The following is a 13,847-nucleotide window of genomic DNA, read 5'->3' as shown; positions in this document are numbered from 1 at the left end:
CCTGGAAGATACTATCAAGGATTTAAAAATATTGCTACTTCTACAAGTAGCACGGCAGGTTTTATAATTAATTTCATTAGTTACTATTTATTTAGTATTCATCACAAAGTGACGCTAACTCGTTTGGCTGTTTCTGTTGTGACAAGTATCGCAGATACGGATTTAAGATTAGGAGTTTATTCTAATCAAGATGGAATACCAAAAGATTTATTAATAGATTCGGGAAATATTGCAACAGAAACATCAGGAATAAAAGAAGCAATTATTTTATTGCCTTCGACTCCGGGGGATTACTGGCTAGGAGGCGTAACCTTTAAAGCACCCAGCCTTCATACTTGCGTTAGTAATTTGGCAACAAATTATGATTTAGGACAATCAACACCTACTATCTCAACTGCAAACTCTGGATTAAGAAATACGCTAGCTGTTGCGCCTAACACAATGCCGATTAGCGCTCCTGTTGATAATCTTTATTTTATAAATGGTAACAATCGTCCTTTGTTTTGGTTTAAGGTAGCATGAAAATTCAAACTTTTTTGAATGGACAGTTGGTTGAAGAATCCGAGGTTGAAAGTTATATCCCTCCTAATATTTCTGGTTTCAATACCCAGATGCTTTTTAGTGAGAGTTACATGAAATTAATATCTAATGTTCAAAACAATGATGCAAAAACTAGATTGGAATTGTTATCGGTTCGATTAGAGTTAAAGCCACAAATTACACTTGGAGATTTAGAAATATACAAATTAATTTGGGATAACTTGATTGCATCTATTCCTCAAGGAATTCTTGTAGAGGCAGATGGAGGGAATTTTAACCAGGTTGCTGAATCTAATAATATGCCTTTCAGGTTTGAAGAGGATTTTAAATTAAAAATATTGCCAGTATTTGAGTAGCTTTTGAGTAGCGCGATCGCCTGCCAAACACTCTCAAAATCTGAGGTAGATACTCTAGAATGAGTAGCAAATGAGTAGCATTGTAGCCCAAAAGCAGGAAAACCTTGATACTTAACGGTTTTTTGTTTTGTATTGGTAAATAAAGGGTAGATTGGCAACAAATAAATGCAGCCCAACATTTATACTAATCTTTGTGAAGTTTCACTATTGCTTAACTTAACCTGCAATTGATAACTAAATGTACATCTCAATTCGCCAAGCAACCATACAAGATACGGTGATAGTCTCGGATGTATTGTTAGAGGCAGCTTTGTGGCTCCAAGAGCGTGGTATACCTCTGTGGGGTGATAGCGAGGTATCGCTAGAAAGTATATCGGAAGATGTTGCTAACGGCTTGTTTTTTATTGCTGAATGGGCGGGTGAACCAGCAGGTACAATCAAATTTCAGCTAGAAGATTTACTTTTCTGGCCTGACATTTCTCAAGAAGAGTCAGCATTTGTACATCGCCTTGCGGTTCGACGGCGTTATTCTGGTGGTAAAGTCTCTTCAGCACTGCTTACTTGGGCTGTTGAATATGCACAAACACTTGGTAAACTTTACTTACGTCTAGATTGTGAGGCTTCGCGATCGCCCTTGAAAGCAATATATGAAAACTTTGGTTTCCGTCATCACAGCGACAGACAAGTTGGCGCTTATTTTCTCTCTCGCTACGAATATAAAATACCTCCACAAATAACTTAAATTAACATGTCTTTTATCGATGAAATTAATCCTGTCAACGCCTTGATTGTAGGAGCAAGCCAAGGTATTGGTTTGGGTTTTGTAAAAAAATTGCTACAAGATGACAGAATAGCCAAAGTTTATGCAACTTTTCGTCAACCGGAATCAGCCTCCGATTTAATAGCTCTTGGAAGCGAACATTCTGAGCGATTAATTTGTCTGGCGATGGATATTACTAACGAGTTGCAGATTGTTGAAGCTGTTCAAAAAATACATGCCCAAGTTGACAAACTGCATTTGGTAGTCAACTGTGTAGGACTGCTGCATGAGGATACGTTGCAACCTGAAAAAAGCTTAAAACAAGTTAATTCCGAAAATTTACTCCGCTATTTTCAGATAAATAGTATTGGTGCTATCTTGTTGGCTAAACATCTATTGCCTTTATTTCGTCATGGAAAACGCAGCGTCTTCGCTAGTATTTCTGCTAAAGTGGGTAGTATTGGCGATAACCAACTTGGTGGATGGTATGGCTATCGCGCTTCTAAAGCAGCACTCAATATGTTGATGCGAACTGCGGCAATTGAGTATAAAAGAAGTTGTCCGAAAGCATTAATAGTTACATTACATCCTGGTACAACTGATACGCGGCTTTCCCGTCCTTTCCAGAAAAATGTACCTGCGGAACAATTATTTTCAGTTGAACGTACCGTTACTCAATTATGGGCTGTAATCGAACAGCTTCAAGAAGGTGATAGTGGACAGTTTTTATCGTGGAATGGAAGCAGATTACCTTGGTAACTGCGTTACGCTGGTGCTAAATGAACTTACGTTACTTGTACTTAAGCCTATGAAATTTTTTGTTCCAGCAGCTAAGGATGACATTAAAGCGGAGGAGGTGTATAGTGCGATCGCTCAGTCTGTTAAAGCACCAATAACCAAAAAGCGTGTTTGGAAGTTACAGTGGCGTGAAAATGAAACGAATATAGAGTGCGAGGTAGGTAAACCTTTACCATCTTCTTACAAAACAAGAAAAGAGCTAGTTCTCGCAATCTTTGACTGTGAAAACCTTTATAAGATTTGTACTCTTAGCCGTGGAGGAGTAGGGGGAGAACCTATTTTGGTTGGAAAGAATTTTCAACCCTCAGCAATATATTTTTTAGATAATGTAAATAACTAACTCTGTATATGCTAATACGGTTAAATTGAGGGTTATTGGTGTTTGAAGACGCGATAAATCGCGTCTCTACATAAAGCTATGGGCTGATGTGAATTGTGCTGTAATCACCCACTGCTCTTTTAAGAGTGTTTGTTTTACAGCATTATGAAATAAATCTTTGGCAGCCATTTTTCCTCACATTGAAGCGATCGCAATCACCAGAGATTTAATTCTCACTTGCTAATTTCTATCACAACTCTCAAATTGCAGCGCTAGTATTGCGCTCATAAGCCATTTTTAAGCACTCTGTGGCTAACTCAGACATACATATTGATATTGGGAAATATCAACTGCTGCGACTGAAAAATACAGCAGCCAACATAATTAAACCTAAAAGTGCCAAAGGAACCCAGAAATTAGGAAGATCCGATAAATTCATATTTAATTACGAATTACGAATTACGTTAGCGTAGCGGTAGCGAGTCCGCGTACTCCTACGGAGAAGCAAGCTACGCTTTTAGCGTCTCGTAGAGAGCGTCATTACGAATTATTTTAAGCCGATGCCTCCTTTGGCAAATTCTTCAACAGTTTTCTGTGAGAATTCATGGGTAGCGATCGCCTGCAACATCGCCAATGGTAAAGTCAAATGATCCGCCCCGGCTTGCAACGACGCAGCTGCTTCTTCAGGAGATTTAATACTAGCTGCCAAAATTTCAGTATCGCTACCTTTGAGTACACTGGCCATATCCCGTACCAAAGCAATACCATCACCTAACAATCGAGTAGCGCGATTTACATAAGCTATAGCAATTTTAGCTCCAGCTTCTCGTGCTACTGCTGCCTGTGCAGCACTATAAATCGCTGTCACCGCACAAGTAATCTCTGGTGATAAACTCGCCACCACTTCAAACCCTAGCGGTGTTGCAGGAACTTTTAGAATTGTTTGCGAACCAATAATCTCAAAAGCTTTTCTACCTTCAGCCAACATTCCAGCTTTATCAGATGCGATGAGTTGATAATACAAGGGGCCAGAAGTCAAGGCAAGCAATTTTTTGAGTGTAGTTTCAGGTGGCGTATCGCTTTGAGCCAACAGCGTGGGATTAGTTGTAATGCCCTTCACCCATTTCCAAAGCTTAACAACTTCAGCTTCAGATGCGATCGCTGAGTCCAGATAAATTGCCATAATTTGTCTCCTTAATGGTGTTGCTATAACTCTGCATTCATATCTCGTGCGCTGTGAAGCACACGAAGCACTACAACGGTTTCGTCTTGAATGGTAAAAAGAATGCGGTATACTGCCTTTCCCTCTCCATAAAGGAGTTGCCGTATTTCTTCTTCAAAGGCATCATCAATAGCAGCCAAGGCACATCTAGCCGGGAAGGTATCAAGGGATGCAACAGCGTCATTGATTTCATTTACCCACACTTTTGCCTTCTCTGGTGAGTCGTTCTGACGAATCCACTTTGCTGTTGCTTTGATATCAGCTTTTGCTACTGGAAGAATAATGACTCGGTACTTCATTCCTCATCCAGCGATTTCATTATCTCCTGAAATACTTCATAAGCAGGGTCTCCTTTTCCTGCTTTCATCTCTTCGAGTGCCATCTTAACCGCCTCAATGCTCTCAACCCTTTCAACAACCTCTAAGAGTTTCTGATACGACTCGACATCCTGTACAACAAGTTCAGCTTTACCGTTAACGGTCAGGACTATCGGCTGTCCAGTCTCCCGTAGCTGCTCTATAAATTCTGTGGTGTTCCGCTTAAAGTTTGAGAGGGAATTAATCTCTTTACTGGTATTCAACATGAAACCTCCTATGCACAATTTCAGATGCGATCGCACAGTCCAGATAAATTGCCATAATTTGTCCCCAATCAATTCTTAGATATTAATGTACAATAGCCCCACACAATTTGGGACAAGTTACAGCAGTTAAATACTACTCACAGGCACAAGTTGCTCTATACCTATTTAATTACGAATTATTTAGTTACGCATCGCCACACGTAGATATTTTGACCCAGCTTTCAAGGGATAATTCTTGTTATACAGCAGCCTACACGGAGAATTTAATATGACATCTCCAGAAACGGTTACATGGCTACAAGAACGGACAACTTTAGGAATTCTCTCACCTGAAGTATTGAATGCGATCGCCCAAGTTATTGAAGAACAAGTTGTACCAGAGAAAAGTAACTTAGTTAACGAGGGTACTCCTCCAGAAGCACTTTACGTTCTCGTTGAAGGTAAACTCGAAAGCAATAGCAGCAATCAAACCAACCCAGCCTTAGTTTATGGGTTACTTCCCGGCTCAGTAATTAATCTCAGAGAATTACTCTTAGATGAGTCAGTTCTGTTAACAATTGCTACCGTAACAGAGTGTCATTTATGGGTTGTACCTGCTGAGAAATTCCGTTTGTTAGTCACCCAATACCCCGAAATTGCTCAGGCTTTTTCCCGCCAATTGGTTCAAGAATTAGCTCAGGTTACATCTGCCCTTAGTTATGAACAAGAACGTTCTGTAGCTTTACGACCATATTTAGTTACCAAAGCGCAACGGGGAATTGTCGGTACAAGTCGCTATGCTGTGCGTCTGCGGGAGCAAATTAGAGAAGCTGCTGCTGATCGCAAATCAGTGGATATTTTCGGGGAACCAGGTTTAGAAAAAGATAATATAGCAGCCCTGATCCATTTTGGTTCTCCCAAACGGCGAGAACCAATTATTAAAGTAAATTGTGGTATTCTCCAAACTAGCGGTGCAGATTTATTCGGTCGCGTTGGTGGCAAACCAGGACTGTTGGAATGGCTGGGGGAAGGCACTCTAGTTTTCAACAACATTCAAGAATTGCCAGCAGAGTTATTACCTGCCGTGACGCAGTTGCTCAAAACTGGCACATATACCCCCGTCAGTCGTTCTGGAGAGCCAACTGGCCAAGCTCGTTCCAGCAAAGCACGCATTCTCATTGTTTCAGAAAAAACTCAGCCGACAATTGAACGCTGTATTGGTCACATCATTAAAGTACCGCCGCTACGAGTTCGGAAAACTGATATTCAGACACAGGTGGAATATTATACTAGTCTCTACACTCGATCTAGAGGCATTTCTAAACCGCACATCACTCCAGAAGCTTTGCGCCGCCTACAGTCTTATGATTTCCCTGGCAACCTCAAAGAATTGAAAAATCTGGTAGAAAGAGCGATCGTCCAAGCCGAGGGTGCCAATGAATTAACAGAAGAAATTTTCTGGCCAGCCGAAGCCAAGAAAAAACGATTTCGGGTGAATCTGTTAAATGTCTATCCTGGTTTACGGCGGTTTCTGCGTAGTTCCTGGTGGCCCGATCGCCTTAACTATGGCTTTACTGCAACGGCTTTTGCGATTATTGTGGCAGTGTTATTTATTGGGCCACAAACCCGCGATCGCAATTTCGTATTAAATCTATTTTGGGCTTGGTGGTGGCCTTTCTTTCTATTTCTCTTTCCCTTTTTAGGTCGTGTCTGGTGTTCTGTTTGTCCCTTCATGATTTACGGGGAAATTACCCAAAAATTATCTCTTTGGCTGTGGCCTCGAAAACTCAAGCGCTGGCCGAGAGAACAAGCTGAGAAATGGGGCGGATGGTTCATGTTTGGTTTGTTCTCCCTAATTTTCATCTGGGAAGAACTCTGGCATTTAGAAAATACTGCCTACCTTAGCGCTTGTTTACTGCTATTAATTACCGCAGGAGCGATGATTTTCTCTGCTCTTTTTGAGCGGCGGTTTTGGTGTCGGTATCTCTGTCCCATCGGCGGGATGAATGGTTTATTTGCCAAACTCTCAATGACGGAACTCCGGGCACAGCAAGGTATTTGTTCTGCCACTTGTACTACTTATCAGTGCTATAAAGGGGGGCCACAAAAAGGTGAAGGGCAGGAAACTAATGGATGTCCTTTATATTCCCATCCAGCGCAGTTACAAGATAACAGAGATTGCGTACTTTGCATGACTTGCCTCAAAGCCTGTCCCCATCGTTCCGTCGAATTCAACTTGCGTCCCCCTGGTATTGAACTGTGGACAACTCATGTACCCCGCAGCTATGAAGTGGCATTATTATTTTTGCTGTTGGGTGGTGTATATCTGCATCGCTTACCAGAGTTGCTATCTTGGTTGGGGTTACAACTCGATTTGACTCTTTTTTGGCAGCATTTGGGATTATCGCTGCTGGTGTTAATTATCCCAGGGATTTTTACCTTTGCGGCTTATGGCTTGATTCAACTGTTCAACTTTAACCGTAAGCCTAAATCATTTGTAGAACTTGCCTATGGCTACCTACCATTAGTGTTGGGGGGAAACTTGGCTCACTATTTGCGTTTGGGCTTGGGTGAAGGCGGGCGGATTTTACCCGTGACCTTTGCTACTTTTGGTTTGAGTGGTGAACAATTGCCGATATTAGTCGCTCATCCGGCTGTGATTGCTTTTTTGCAAGGTGCAACTCTAATTTTCTCAGTGTTGTTAACAATATTATTAACGCAAAAGATTGCAAGGCAACCAGTGCGTACACCGAAGGGGTTAGCGGAGCTATCGCTTCTTTGGCAACATTTAGCAACGATTGGGTTGGGAGTTAGTATGTGGGCGATTATCGTATTTTGAGCTGATATATTTAGGACTGACGCAAAGGTAACGTATTTTCGTCAGATGTGGGATTTTATATTCATCCAACCCTAATCAATACAGTTCATTAACGTGTTTATTGAGCGGAGATCCCCCCAACCTCCCTTAAAAAGGGGGGCTAATTAATATCTCTTTTACCCCCTTTTTAAGGGGGTCGCCACAGGCGGGGGGATCTTAGCCGAACGGTATTGCAACCCTAATAGATGACAGGCTTTGTTTTGCTAATGGAAATTTTGGTTTTATATATGGGCAATCTAGAGTTAAGAAACTTAGTAGAGAGTAATTCTTATGCCTACGACCCGAATTAGTGCAACACTAACACCAACAGAGAAAGATGTTGTGTTGCAAGCAATTAGCACGATTAAAGAAAAGCTATCATTTTTGATTGATTTGAGTTCCGACGATCGCAAGACTTTACCCAAGATGGGAGATAAGAGTCGGGCGTTTGTCAGCAAAGCATTAGAGGTGGCGACGCAGAACCCAGAGTTTTTACCGCGATCGTTTGACTTGGAAGAGATGCGGAAGGATGTGCAATTATTTGAAGCGTTGTATCCGGTGTTGCTATCACTGACTCAGTTACAAGAGTTGGTGGATGATACAACTCTGGCGGTGGGTAGTGAGGCTTATGCAGCCGCGTTACAGGTATATAACTACGCTAAAGCTAGTGGACAGGGGGCGGGTTTAGATGCAATGGTTGTGGAAATGGGGGAACGGTTTGCTCGTAAAACTGCAAAGGCCAAATCTGAAAAGGCAGCGTTGTAGAAAATAGCTCGGCGTTCCGAGTTCAAAGGCTCAACGTTCGAGCTAAAAGCTCGGCGTTCCGAGTTTAAAGGCTCAACGTTCGAGTTAAAAGCTCGGCGTTCCGAGTTCAGAGGCTCAACGTCCGAGTTAAAAGCTCGGACTTCCGAGTTCAGAGGCTCAACGTTCGAGTAAAAAGGTCGGAGTTCCGAGTTCAGAGGCTCAACGTTCGAGTAAAAAGCTCGGCCTTCCGAGTTCAGACAATACGGTTCGGTTAAGGTGCATAGTCCCTAAAGATCCCCCTTAATCCCCCTTAAAAAGGGGGAAATAGAGCAAGCAATTCTTAGCCCCCCTTTTTAAGGGGGGTTGGGGGGATCAAGTCTTATCCGAACTTTATTGCGAGTTCAGAAGGTCAACGTTTGAGTAAAAGGTCGAAGTTTGAGGTTCAGCAGTCTGAAATTTGAGCTAAAGTCGTAATATTTCAGGAGTCGAAGCTAAGAAATTTAGTAGAAGCTTCATATTTAAAGGTTTATTTACAGGAGATTGTGTATAAATACTGTGAAAGGGGCATCCTGAGAATTAGCCTCTAATTATAGAGCTTCCAGTATGGCAAGCAAAGAGATACACTAATGAATCCCTTAGAAACCTACCTCCAAGAACTGCGTGATATTCGGTCTACAGGTGCTGCGGTTAAAGAAACTTCCTATTACGGTGCGCTGGAGCGGTTGTTTAATAGTTTAGGGAAAGACTTGAAACCGAAGATTCGCTGTGTCATGCAGTTGAAAAATCGGGGTGCAGGAATGCCAGATGGTGGGTTGTTCACTGCTCGACAGTTTCAGCGTCAGTCAGAGAATGAACCCGTGAATCCAGAGAATCCTGAGCGAGGGGTGATTGAGATTAAAGGCACAGGAGATGATACCTGGGTAATTGCAGACAGCAAGCAGGTTTCTAAATATTGGGAACGGTATGGTCAGGTCTTGGTAACAAACTATCGAGATTTTTTGCTCGTTGGTCGGGATGCAAAAGGTCAGCCACTCAAGTTGGAAACTTATCGTCTTGCGGAGAATGAAACGGATTTTTGGGCGAAGGCGGCGAATCCAAGAAAAGTTGCAGAAGAACAAGGGGAACAGTTCGCTGAGTATTTAAAGCGGGTAATGCTTCATGCTGCAACAATTACCTCACCACAGGATGTAGCTTGGTTTTTAGCTTCTTACGCTAGGGATGCAAAAGCACGAATTGAAAAAACGGATTTGCCTACTCTAGCTAATGTTCGCAAAGCCTTAGAGGAAGCACTGGGTATCGGTTTTAATGAGGAGAAAGGAGAACGTTTCTTTAAATCCACGCTAATTCAAACACTGTTCTATGGCATTTTTTCAGCTTGGGTGTTGTGGCACAAGCAAGGCGAACAGGGTAAGTTTGATTGGCGCACGGCAGTTTGGTATTTGCGAGTGCCAATGATTCAGGCGCTGTTTAGCAAGATGGCTACTCCCCAAAACTTGGGGCGACTGGATTTAGTCGAGGTGTTGGATTGGACAGGAAACGCTCTGAATCGGGTAGACCGCGAATCGTTTTTCTCAAAATTTGATGAGGGGCAAGCAGTTCAGTATTTCTATGAGCCGTTCCTGCAAGCATTCGATCCAGAATTGCGAAAGGAGTTGGGGGTTTGGTATACGCCACCAGAGATTGTGGAATATATGGTTGCTCGTGTAGATACAGTGTTGCGGGAAGAATTAGGAATTGAGGATGGATTAGCAAATGAGAACGTATACATTCTCGATCCCTGTTGTGGGACGGGAGCATATTTGGTAGAGGTGATCAAACGGATTCATACCACATTGCAAGAAAAAGGGATGGATTCGCTGATTGGTTTTGATTTGAAGAAAGCCGCTATTAACCGAGTGTTTGGTTTTGAACTTCTCACGGCTCCATTTGTGGTGGCGCACTTGCAGTTAGGATTGTTATTGCAAAATTTGGGTGTGCCGTTAGTAGATGAGAAAGAACGGGTTGGAGTCTATCTCACAAATGCGTTGACAGGTTGGGAATCGCCCCAAGAGTTGAAGCAAATGCTATTGTTTCCCGAATTGGAAGAAGAACGGGATGCAGCAGAGAAAGTGAAGCGCGAAAAACCAATTTTGGTGATTCTGGGAAATCCTCCCTACAACGGTTTCGCTGGTGTAGCGATTGGTGAGGAAAGAGATTTATCAAATGCTTATCGTAAAACTGTGAAAGCTCCAGCACCAAAAGGACAAGGACTTAATGAACTTTATGTTCGTTTTTTCAGAATGGCTGAGAGACGAATTGTTGAGCAGACAGGGAAAGGGGTAATTTGCTTCATTTCTAACTACTCTTGGCTTGATGACTTGTCTTATCCTGGAATGCGTGAACGCTACCTGAATGTATTCGATCAGATTTGGATTGACTGCTTAAACGGTGATAAATATGCAACAGGGAAGTTAACACCTGAAGGTAAACCAGATCCCAGTGTCTTTTCAACTGAGTGGAATAAAGAAGGAATTCAAGTCGGAACAGCTATAGCTTTATTAGTTCGCAAAGAAGAGCATACAGAAACACAGAAGATTCTTTTCCAAAATATGTGGGGTATATCAAAGAGACTACAATTATTAGAAACATTATCCAATCAAAAACAGAGCTTATATCAGACAATAAAGCCTTCTTTAGGACTTAGTTTACCCTTCAAGCCAAGAAAATTTAATGATGAATATCCTGAATATCCGTTATTAACAGAGATTTTTTCGACATTCTTTCCTGGTGTTATGACTGCCCGTGATGATTTAGTAGTTGATCTTGATAAAGAAACTCTAATTGCAAGGATGAAGCGATATTTTGATCCTTCAGTCAGTAACAAACACATTTTAAATGAAGTCCCTAAAGCAATGCAAAAAACGGGACGATTTGATCCTGATGCTGTACGCTCGTATCTTGTAAATAGAGGTTTTTTGCCCGATAAAATTATTCGTTATTGTTATCGCCCATTTGATATACGCTGGATTTATTGGGAACCTGAAACAAAACTTCTAGATGAAAAAAGAACAACTTATTTTTCACAAACATTTGATACTAATTTGTGGATTTTATCCCAGCAAAAACCTAGACGTGAATGGTCGAAACCGCAAATAATCTGTAGTCTCGGATGTACAGATTTGATGGATCGAGGTGCAAGCTGCATACCATTATTTCTCAAACCTGATCCAAAAAAACTTGATTTATTTTTTAATGATGAACGCAGATTAGAGACTGGTGTTAATTTAAACATCTCTGATGCTGCACTTGAGTATTTGAGAAGCATTGGTTCTGTTGCGGATGCAGAGCATCTTTTTTATCACGTTTTCTCAATTCTCCATGCACCGAACTATCAAATTGAAAATGATGGGGCATTGCGACAAGACTGGGCGCGTGTTCCACTACCTGAGAATCGAGAAACCCTAATTGCTTCAGCAGAACTAGGTCGTCGAGTAGCTGCTTTGCTAGATCCCGAAAGTTCAGTTACAGGTGTCACTTCGGGAAACATTCGTTCTGAATTAAAAGCAATAGCGGTAATTTCTCGTGTTAGTGAAGGCAACTGGAACCCAGAAAAGGACTTTGCTCTCACGGCAGGTTGGGGTCATGCGGGTCAAAATAATGTCACCATGCCTGGAAGAGGCAGACTCACAGAACGCCAATATACCCCTGAAGAAAAAAACGCAATGGGTGAAGCCATTCACCAGCTTGATAAAGATACCTGTGACATTTACCTAAATGACATTGCCTACTGGAAAAACATTCCTGCCAGAGTTTGGGACTATACAATCGGCGGGTATCAGGTTATCAAGAAATGGCTCAGTTACCGTGAAAAACCTTTATTGGGTCGTCCGCTAAAAGTTGAAGAAGTCCGTGAGGTGACAAACATTGCACGACGGATTGCTGCAATTTTAATGCTAGAACCTGATTTAGATACTAATTATGAAAAAGTAAAGCAATCAACTTATACTTGGCCAAAGTAATAAAGTTAAGTAAGTGCAAATACAACCTATTATATTACCCCCCTTTTTAAGGGGGGCAGGGGGGATCAAAACTATAAACTATGACCAAAAACCTCAATAATAGCGATTTCCATCTACCCTACAATCCAAAGCTTGGGGAAAGAGCAAAAGAACTTCGCAAAAACATGACCCCAGCAGAAAAGAAGCTTTGGTATAGATATCTGATAACCTTTGAATTTCGCGTTTTAAGACAACGGACAATTAATCATTTCATCGTTGATTTCTACTGTCCCATTTTAAAAGTAGTGATAGAAATTGATGGGGATAGTCATTTTACAGATCAAGCTCAAGATTATGATATGGAGAGAACTCATATTCTGGAGGGCTATGGTTTAAAGGTTATCAGGTTTACCAATAGCCAAGTTTTGAATCAGTTTGATAGTGTGTGTGAGCAGATACAGGGTTTGATCCCCCCTAACCCCCCTTAAAAAGGGGGGGAAATTAAATCAGAACTCGAACATTTGGCTTCAGAGGTTAAAGAGTTGAGTTACAAGAGATATAGATTACTGGCACAAGGGTTAGATAATGAGTGAAACTCAGACCCAGTTACCGACAGATACATGGATTTATGCTTCTTGGCAGGATTATGAGCAAGCGATCGCTAACTTGCTCAAAGAGAAGGCAAAAAGTTACTACTACAAGGGACACATGAGGCTGGAGATGCCACCAGTTAGTTTTGATCATGGTCAAGACCATGTTGTAATTATTTTTGCAGTGACTCTATTTGCAACACTTAAAGGCATTCAAGCAAGAGGTTTAGACACCACTACCTTTCGTAAAACTGGTGTTCAGGATTGTCAGCCCGATGTGGCGTATTACCTCAGAGAACGCGCCCAAGTCATCCCAGCAGGTACAGGAATTGTCAAACTTGATCGGTATCCTGCACCAGATTTGGTGATTGAGATTGCGAAAACATCTCTGCTGGATGACTTGGGTACAAAGCGATCGCTCTATGAAGAGTTAGGCGTTGCTGAATATTGGGTAGTGGATGTCCAAAATGCCCAAATTATTGCTTATGCGATCGCAGATCAAGGCAGTAGACGTATACGTGAATCACAGGTATTGCCTGGATTAGCGATGTCTATTTTAGAAGAAGCTTTACGCCGTAGTCGTGAAATGAGTCAATCTGAAGTTGGAACTTGGTTATTAAGCCAGTTTCAGCAAAAGGAGGATTGAGCATTGCCAAGTTTTACACTCAGAACTCGACAGTTACATTTCAAAACCCAAAACTTCGACCTCAGAACTCCAACGTTCGAGCAAAAAGGTTGAACTTCCGAGTTAAAAGCTCGGCCTTCCGAGTTCAAAGGCTCAACATCCGAGTAAAAAGCTCGGACTTCCGAGTTCAAAGGCTCAACATCCGAGTAAAAAGCTCGGACTTCCGAGTTCAGAGGCTCAACATCCGAGTAAAAAGCTCGGTGTTCCGAGTTCAAAGGCTCAACCTTCGAGTAAAAAGCTCGGTGTTCCGAGTTCAAAGGCTCAACGAACATATTAGGTTAGGAGTTAGTATGTGGGCGATTATCGGATTTTGAGCTTCACATATTCCACCAGGCGATCTATAATCGCCTGGGCTAGATGAAAAATGTGAGTTAAGAACATTCTTGCCTACGAACGTGATAGAAAATACTCATATGATTTTTCACTCATAGTATAAG

At 41.8% G+C, this 13,847-nt stretch carries 15 protein-coding genes; 10 read left to right on the top strand and 5 right to left on the bottom strand.

Features of this window, described 5'->3' with window-relative positions:
* The 5 genes from F8S12_RS02490 to F8S12_RS02470 form a co-directional block, all read left to right on the top strand.
* Positions 1 to 522 (top strand): hypothetical protein (locus tag F8S12_RS02490; RefSeq protein ID WP_196514640.1); only part of this gene is annotated, 522 nt, incomplete at its 5' end.
* Complete coding sequence (locus F8S12_RS02485; RefSeq protein ID WP_196514639.1) at positions 519 to 896, top strand: hypothetical protein; 378 nt, start codon at positions 519 to 521, stop codon at positions 894 to 896. The genes F8S12_RS02490 and F8S12_RS02485, both read left to right, overlap by 4 nt.
* A gap of 238 nt (positions 897 to 1,134) precedes the next feature.
* Positions 1,135 to 1,638 carry a GNAT family N-acetyltransferase gene (locus tag F8S12_RS02480; protein WP_196514638.1) on the top strand — a complete coding sequence of 168 codons (504 nt, stop codon included), beginning with the start codon at positions 1,135 to 1,137 and terminating at the stop codon, positions 1,636 to 1,638.
* Between the two features lie 6 nt (positions 1,639 to 1,644).
* Entirely contained in the window at positions 1,645 to 2,415 is a 771-nt protein-coding gene (locus F8S12_RS02475; protein ID WP_196514637.1) for an SDR family NAD(P)-dependent oxidoreductase, read from the top strand.
* Positions 2,393 to 2,794 carry a hypothetical protein gene (locus F8S12_RS02470; protein ID WP_230967735.1) on the top strand — a complete coding sequence of 134 codons (402 nt, stop codon included), beginning with the start codon at positions 2,393 to 2,395 and terminating at the stop codon, positions 2,792 to 2,794. The genes F8S12_RS02475 and F8S12_RS02470 overlap by 23 nt, the downstream gene beginning before the upstream one ends.
* Positions 2,795 to 2,860: 66 nt before the next feature.
* Here F8S12_RS02470 and F8S12_RS02465 read toward each other — a convergent pair whose 3' ends face one another.
* The 4 genes from F8S12_RS02465 to F8S12_RS02450 all read right to left on the bottom strand — a co-directional run bounded on the left by F8S12_RS02465 (position 2,861) and on the right by F8S12_RS02450 (position 4,650).
* The gene (locus tag F8S12_RS02465) at positions 2,861 to 2,962 is read right to left on the bottom strand and encodes an element excision factor XisH family protein (RefSeq protein WP_196514636.1); all 102 of its coding nucleotides are present in this window, start codon (positions 2,960 to 2,962) and stop codon (positions 2,861 to 2,863) included.
* A 358-nt stretch (positions 2,963 to 3,320) separates the two neighbouring features.
* A complete protein-coding gene (locus F8S12_RS02460; RefSeq protein ID WP_196514635.1) occupies positions 3,321 to 3,956 on the bottom strand; it encodes a transaldolase family protein in 636 nt (211 codons plus the stop codon).
* Positions 3,957 to 3,979: 23 nt separating this feature from the next.
* The gene (locus F8S12_RS02455) at positions 3,980 to 4,294 is read right to left on the bottom strand and encodes a type II toxin-antitoxin system RelE/ParE family toxin (protein WP_196514634.1); all 315 of its coding nucleotides are present in this window, start codon (positions 4,292 to 4,294) and stop codon (positions 3,980 to 3,982) included.
* Positions 4,291 to 4,650, bottom strand: coding sequence for a type II toxin-antitoxin system Phd/YefM family antitoxin (locus F8S12_RS02450; protein WP_331001334.1), 360 nt, complete (start codon positions 4,648 to 4,650; stop codon positions 4,291 to 4,293). Before F8S12_RS02450 ends, F8S12_RS02455 begins: the two co-directional genes overlap by 4 nt.
* Positions 4,651 to 4,846: 196 nt before the next feature.
* Here F8S12_RS02450 and F8S12_RS02445 point away from each other — a divergent pair, with 196 nt between their 5' ends.
* From F8S12_RS02445 to F8S12_RS02425, 5 genes are all read left to right on the top strand, one after another.
* On the top strand, positions 4,847 to 7,396 hold the full coding sequence (locus F8S12_RS02445) for a sigma 54-interacting transcriptional regulator (protein WP_196514633.1): 2,550 nt from the start codon (positions 4,847 to 4,849) through the stop codon (positions 7,394 to 7,396).
* A 309-nt stretch (positions 7,397 to 7,705) separates the two neighbouring features.
* Positions 7,706 to 8,179 (top strand): hypothetical protein, encoded by a 474-nt coding sequence (locus F8S12_RS02440; protein WP_196514632.1) that lies wholly within the window; start codon positions 7,706 to 7,708, stop codon positions 8,177 to 8,179.
* A gap of 605 nt (positions 8,180 to 8,784) precedes the next feature.
* Positions 8,785 to 12,156, top strand: a complete 3,372-nt coding sequence (locus F8S12_RS02435) for a type ISP restriction/modification enzyme (RefSeq protein ID WP_196514631.1) — start codon at positions 8,785 to 8,787, stop codon at positions 12,154 to 12,156.
* A gap of 80 nt (positions 12,157 to 12,236) precedes the next feature.
* On the top strand, positions 12,237 to 12,623 hold the full coding sequence (locus tag F8S12_RS02430; protein WP_196514630.1) for an endonuclease domain-containing protein: 387 nt from the start codon (positions 12,237 to 12,239) through the stop codon (positions 12,621 to 12,623).
* 97 nt (positions 12,624 to 12,720) lie between these two features.
* Positions 12,721 to 13,371 carry a Uma2 family endonuclease gene (locus tag F8S12_RS02425; RefSeq protein ID WP_196514629.1) on the top strand — a complete coding sequence of 217 codons (651 nt, stop codon included), beginning with the start codon at positions 12,721 to 12,723 and terminating at the stop codon, positions 13,369 to 13,371.
* Here the strand turns inward: F8S12_RS02425 and F8S12_RS02420 are convergent.
* Complete coding sequence (locus F8S12_RS02420) at positions 13,353 to 13,682, bottom strand: hypothetical protein (RefSeq protein WP_196514628.1); 330 nt, start codon at positions 13,680 to 13,682, stop codon at positions 13,353 to 13,355. The genes F8S12_RS02425 and F8S12_RS02420 overlap by 19 nt on opposite strands.
* Between the last annotated feature and the right edge of the window lie 165 nt (positions 13,683 to 13,847).

The sequence above is a fragment of the Nostoc sp. WHI genome (assembly GCF_015714725.1).
Classification (GTDB): domain Bacteria; phylum Cyanobacteriota; class Cyanobacteriia; order Cyanobacteriales; family Nostocaceae; genus Nostoc.
This window is presented reverse-complemented; position numbering and strand designations above follow the sequence as displayed.

Excerpts from the sequence above, each read along its gene's own strand:
- F8S12_RS02485 (WP_196514639.1), top strand. The coding sequence starts at position 519 with ATGAAAATTCAAACTTTTTTGAATGGACAGTTGGTTGAAGAATCCGAG.
- F8S12_RS02480 (WP_196514638.1), top strand. The coding sequence starts at position 1,135 with ATGTACATCTCAATTCGCCAAGCAACCATACAAGATACGGTGATAGTC.
- F8S12_RS02475 (WP_196514637.1), top strand. The coding sequence starts at position 1,645 with ATGTCTTTTATCGATGAAATTAATCCTGTCAACGCCTTGATTGTAGGA.
- F8S12_RS02470 (WP_230967735.1), top strand. The coding sequence starts at position 2,393 with ATGGAAGCAGATTACCTTGGTAACTGCGTTACGCTGGTGCTAAATGAA.
- F8S12_RS02465 (WP_196514636.1), bottom strand. The coding sequence starts at position 2,962 with ATGGCTGCCAAAGATTTATTTCATAATGCTGTAAAACAAACACTCTTA.
- F8S12_RS02460 (WP_196514635.1), bottom strand. The coding sequence starts at position 3,956 with ATGGCAATTTATCTGGACTCAGCGATCGCATCTGAAGCTGAAGTTGTT.
- F8S12_RS02455 (WP_196514634.1), bottom strand. The coding sequence starts at position 4,294 with ATGAAGTACCGAGTCATTATTCTTCCAGTAGCAAAAGCTGATATCAAA.
- F8S12_RS02445 (WP_196514633.1), top strand. The coding sequence starts at position 4,847 with ATGACATCTCCAGAAACGGTTACATGGCTACAAGAACGGACAACTTTA.
- F8S12_RS02440 (WP_196514632.1), top strand. The coding sequence starts at position 7,706 with ATGCCTACGACCCGAATTAGTGCAACACTAACACCAACAGAGAAAGAT.
- F8S12_RS02435 (WP_196514631.1), top strand. The coding sequence starts at position 8,785 with ATGAATCCCTTAGAAACCTACCTCCAAGAACTGCGTGATATTCGGTCT.
- F8S12_RS02430 (WP_196514630.1), top strand. The coding sequence starts at position 12,237 with ATGACCAAAAACCTCAATAATAGCGATTTCCATCTACCCTACAATCCA.
- F8S12_RS02425 (WP_196514629.1), top strand. The coding sequence starts at position 12,721 with ATGAGTGAAACTCAGACCCAGTTACCGACAGATACATGGATTTATGCT.
- F8S12_RS02420 (WP_196514628.1), bottom strand. The coding sequence starts at position 13,682 with ATGTTCGTTGAGCCTTTGAACTCGGAACACCGAGCTTTTTACTCGAAG.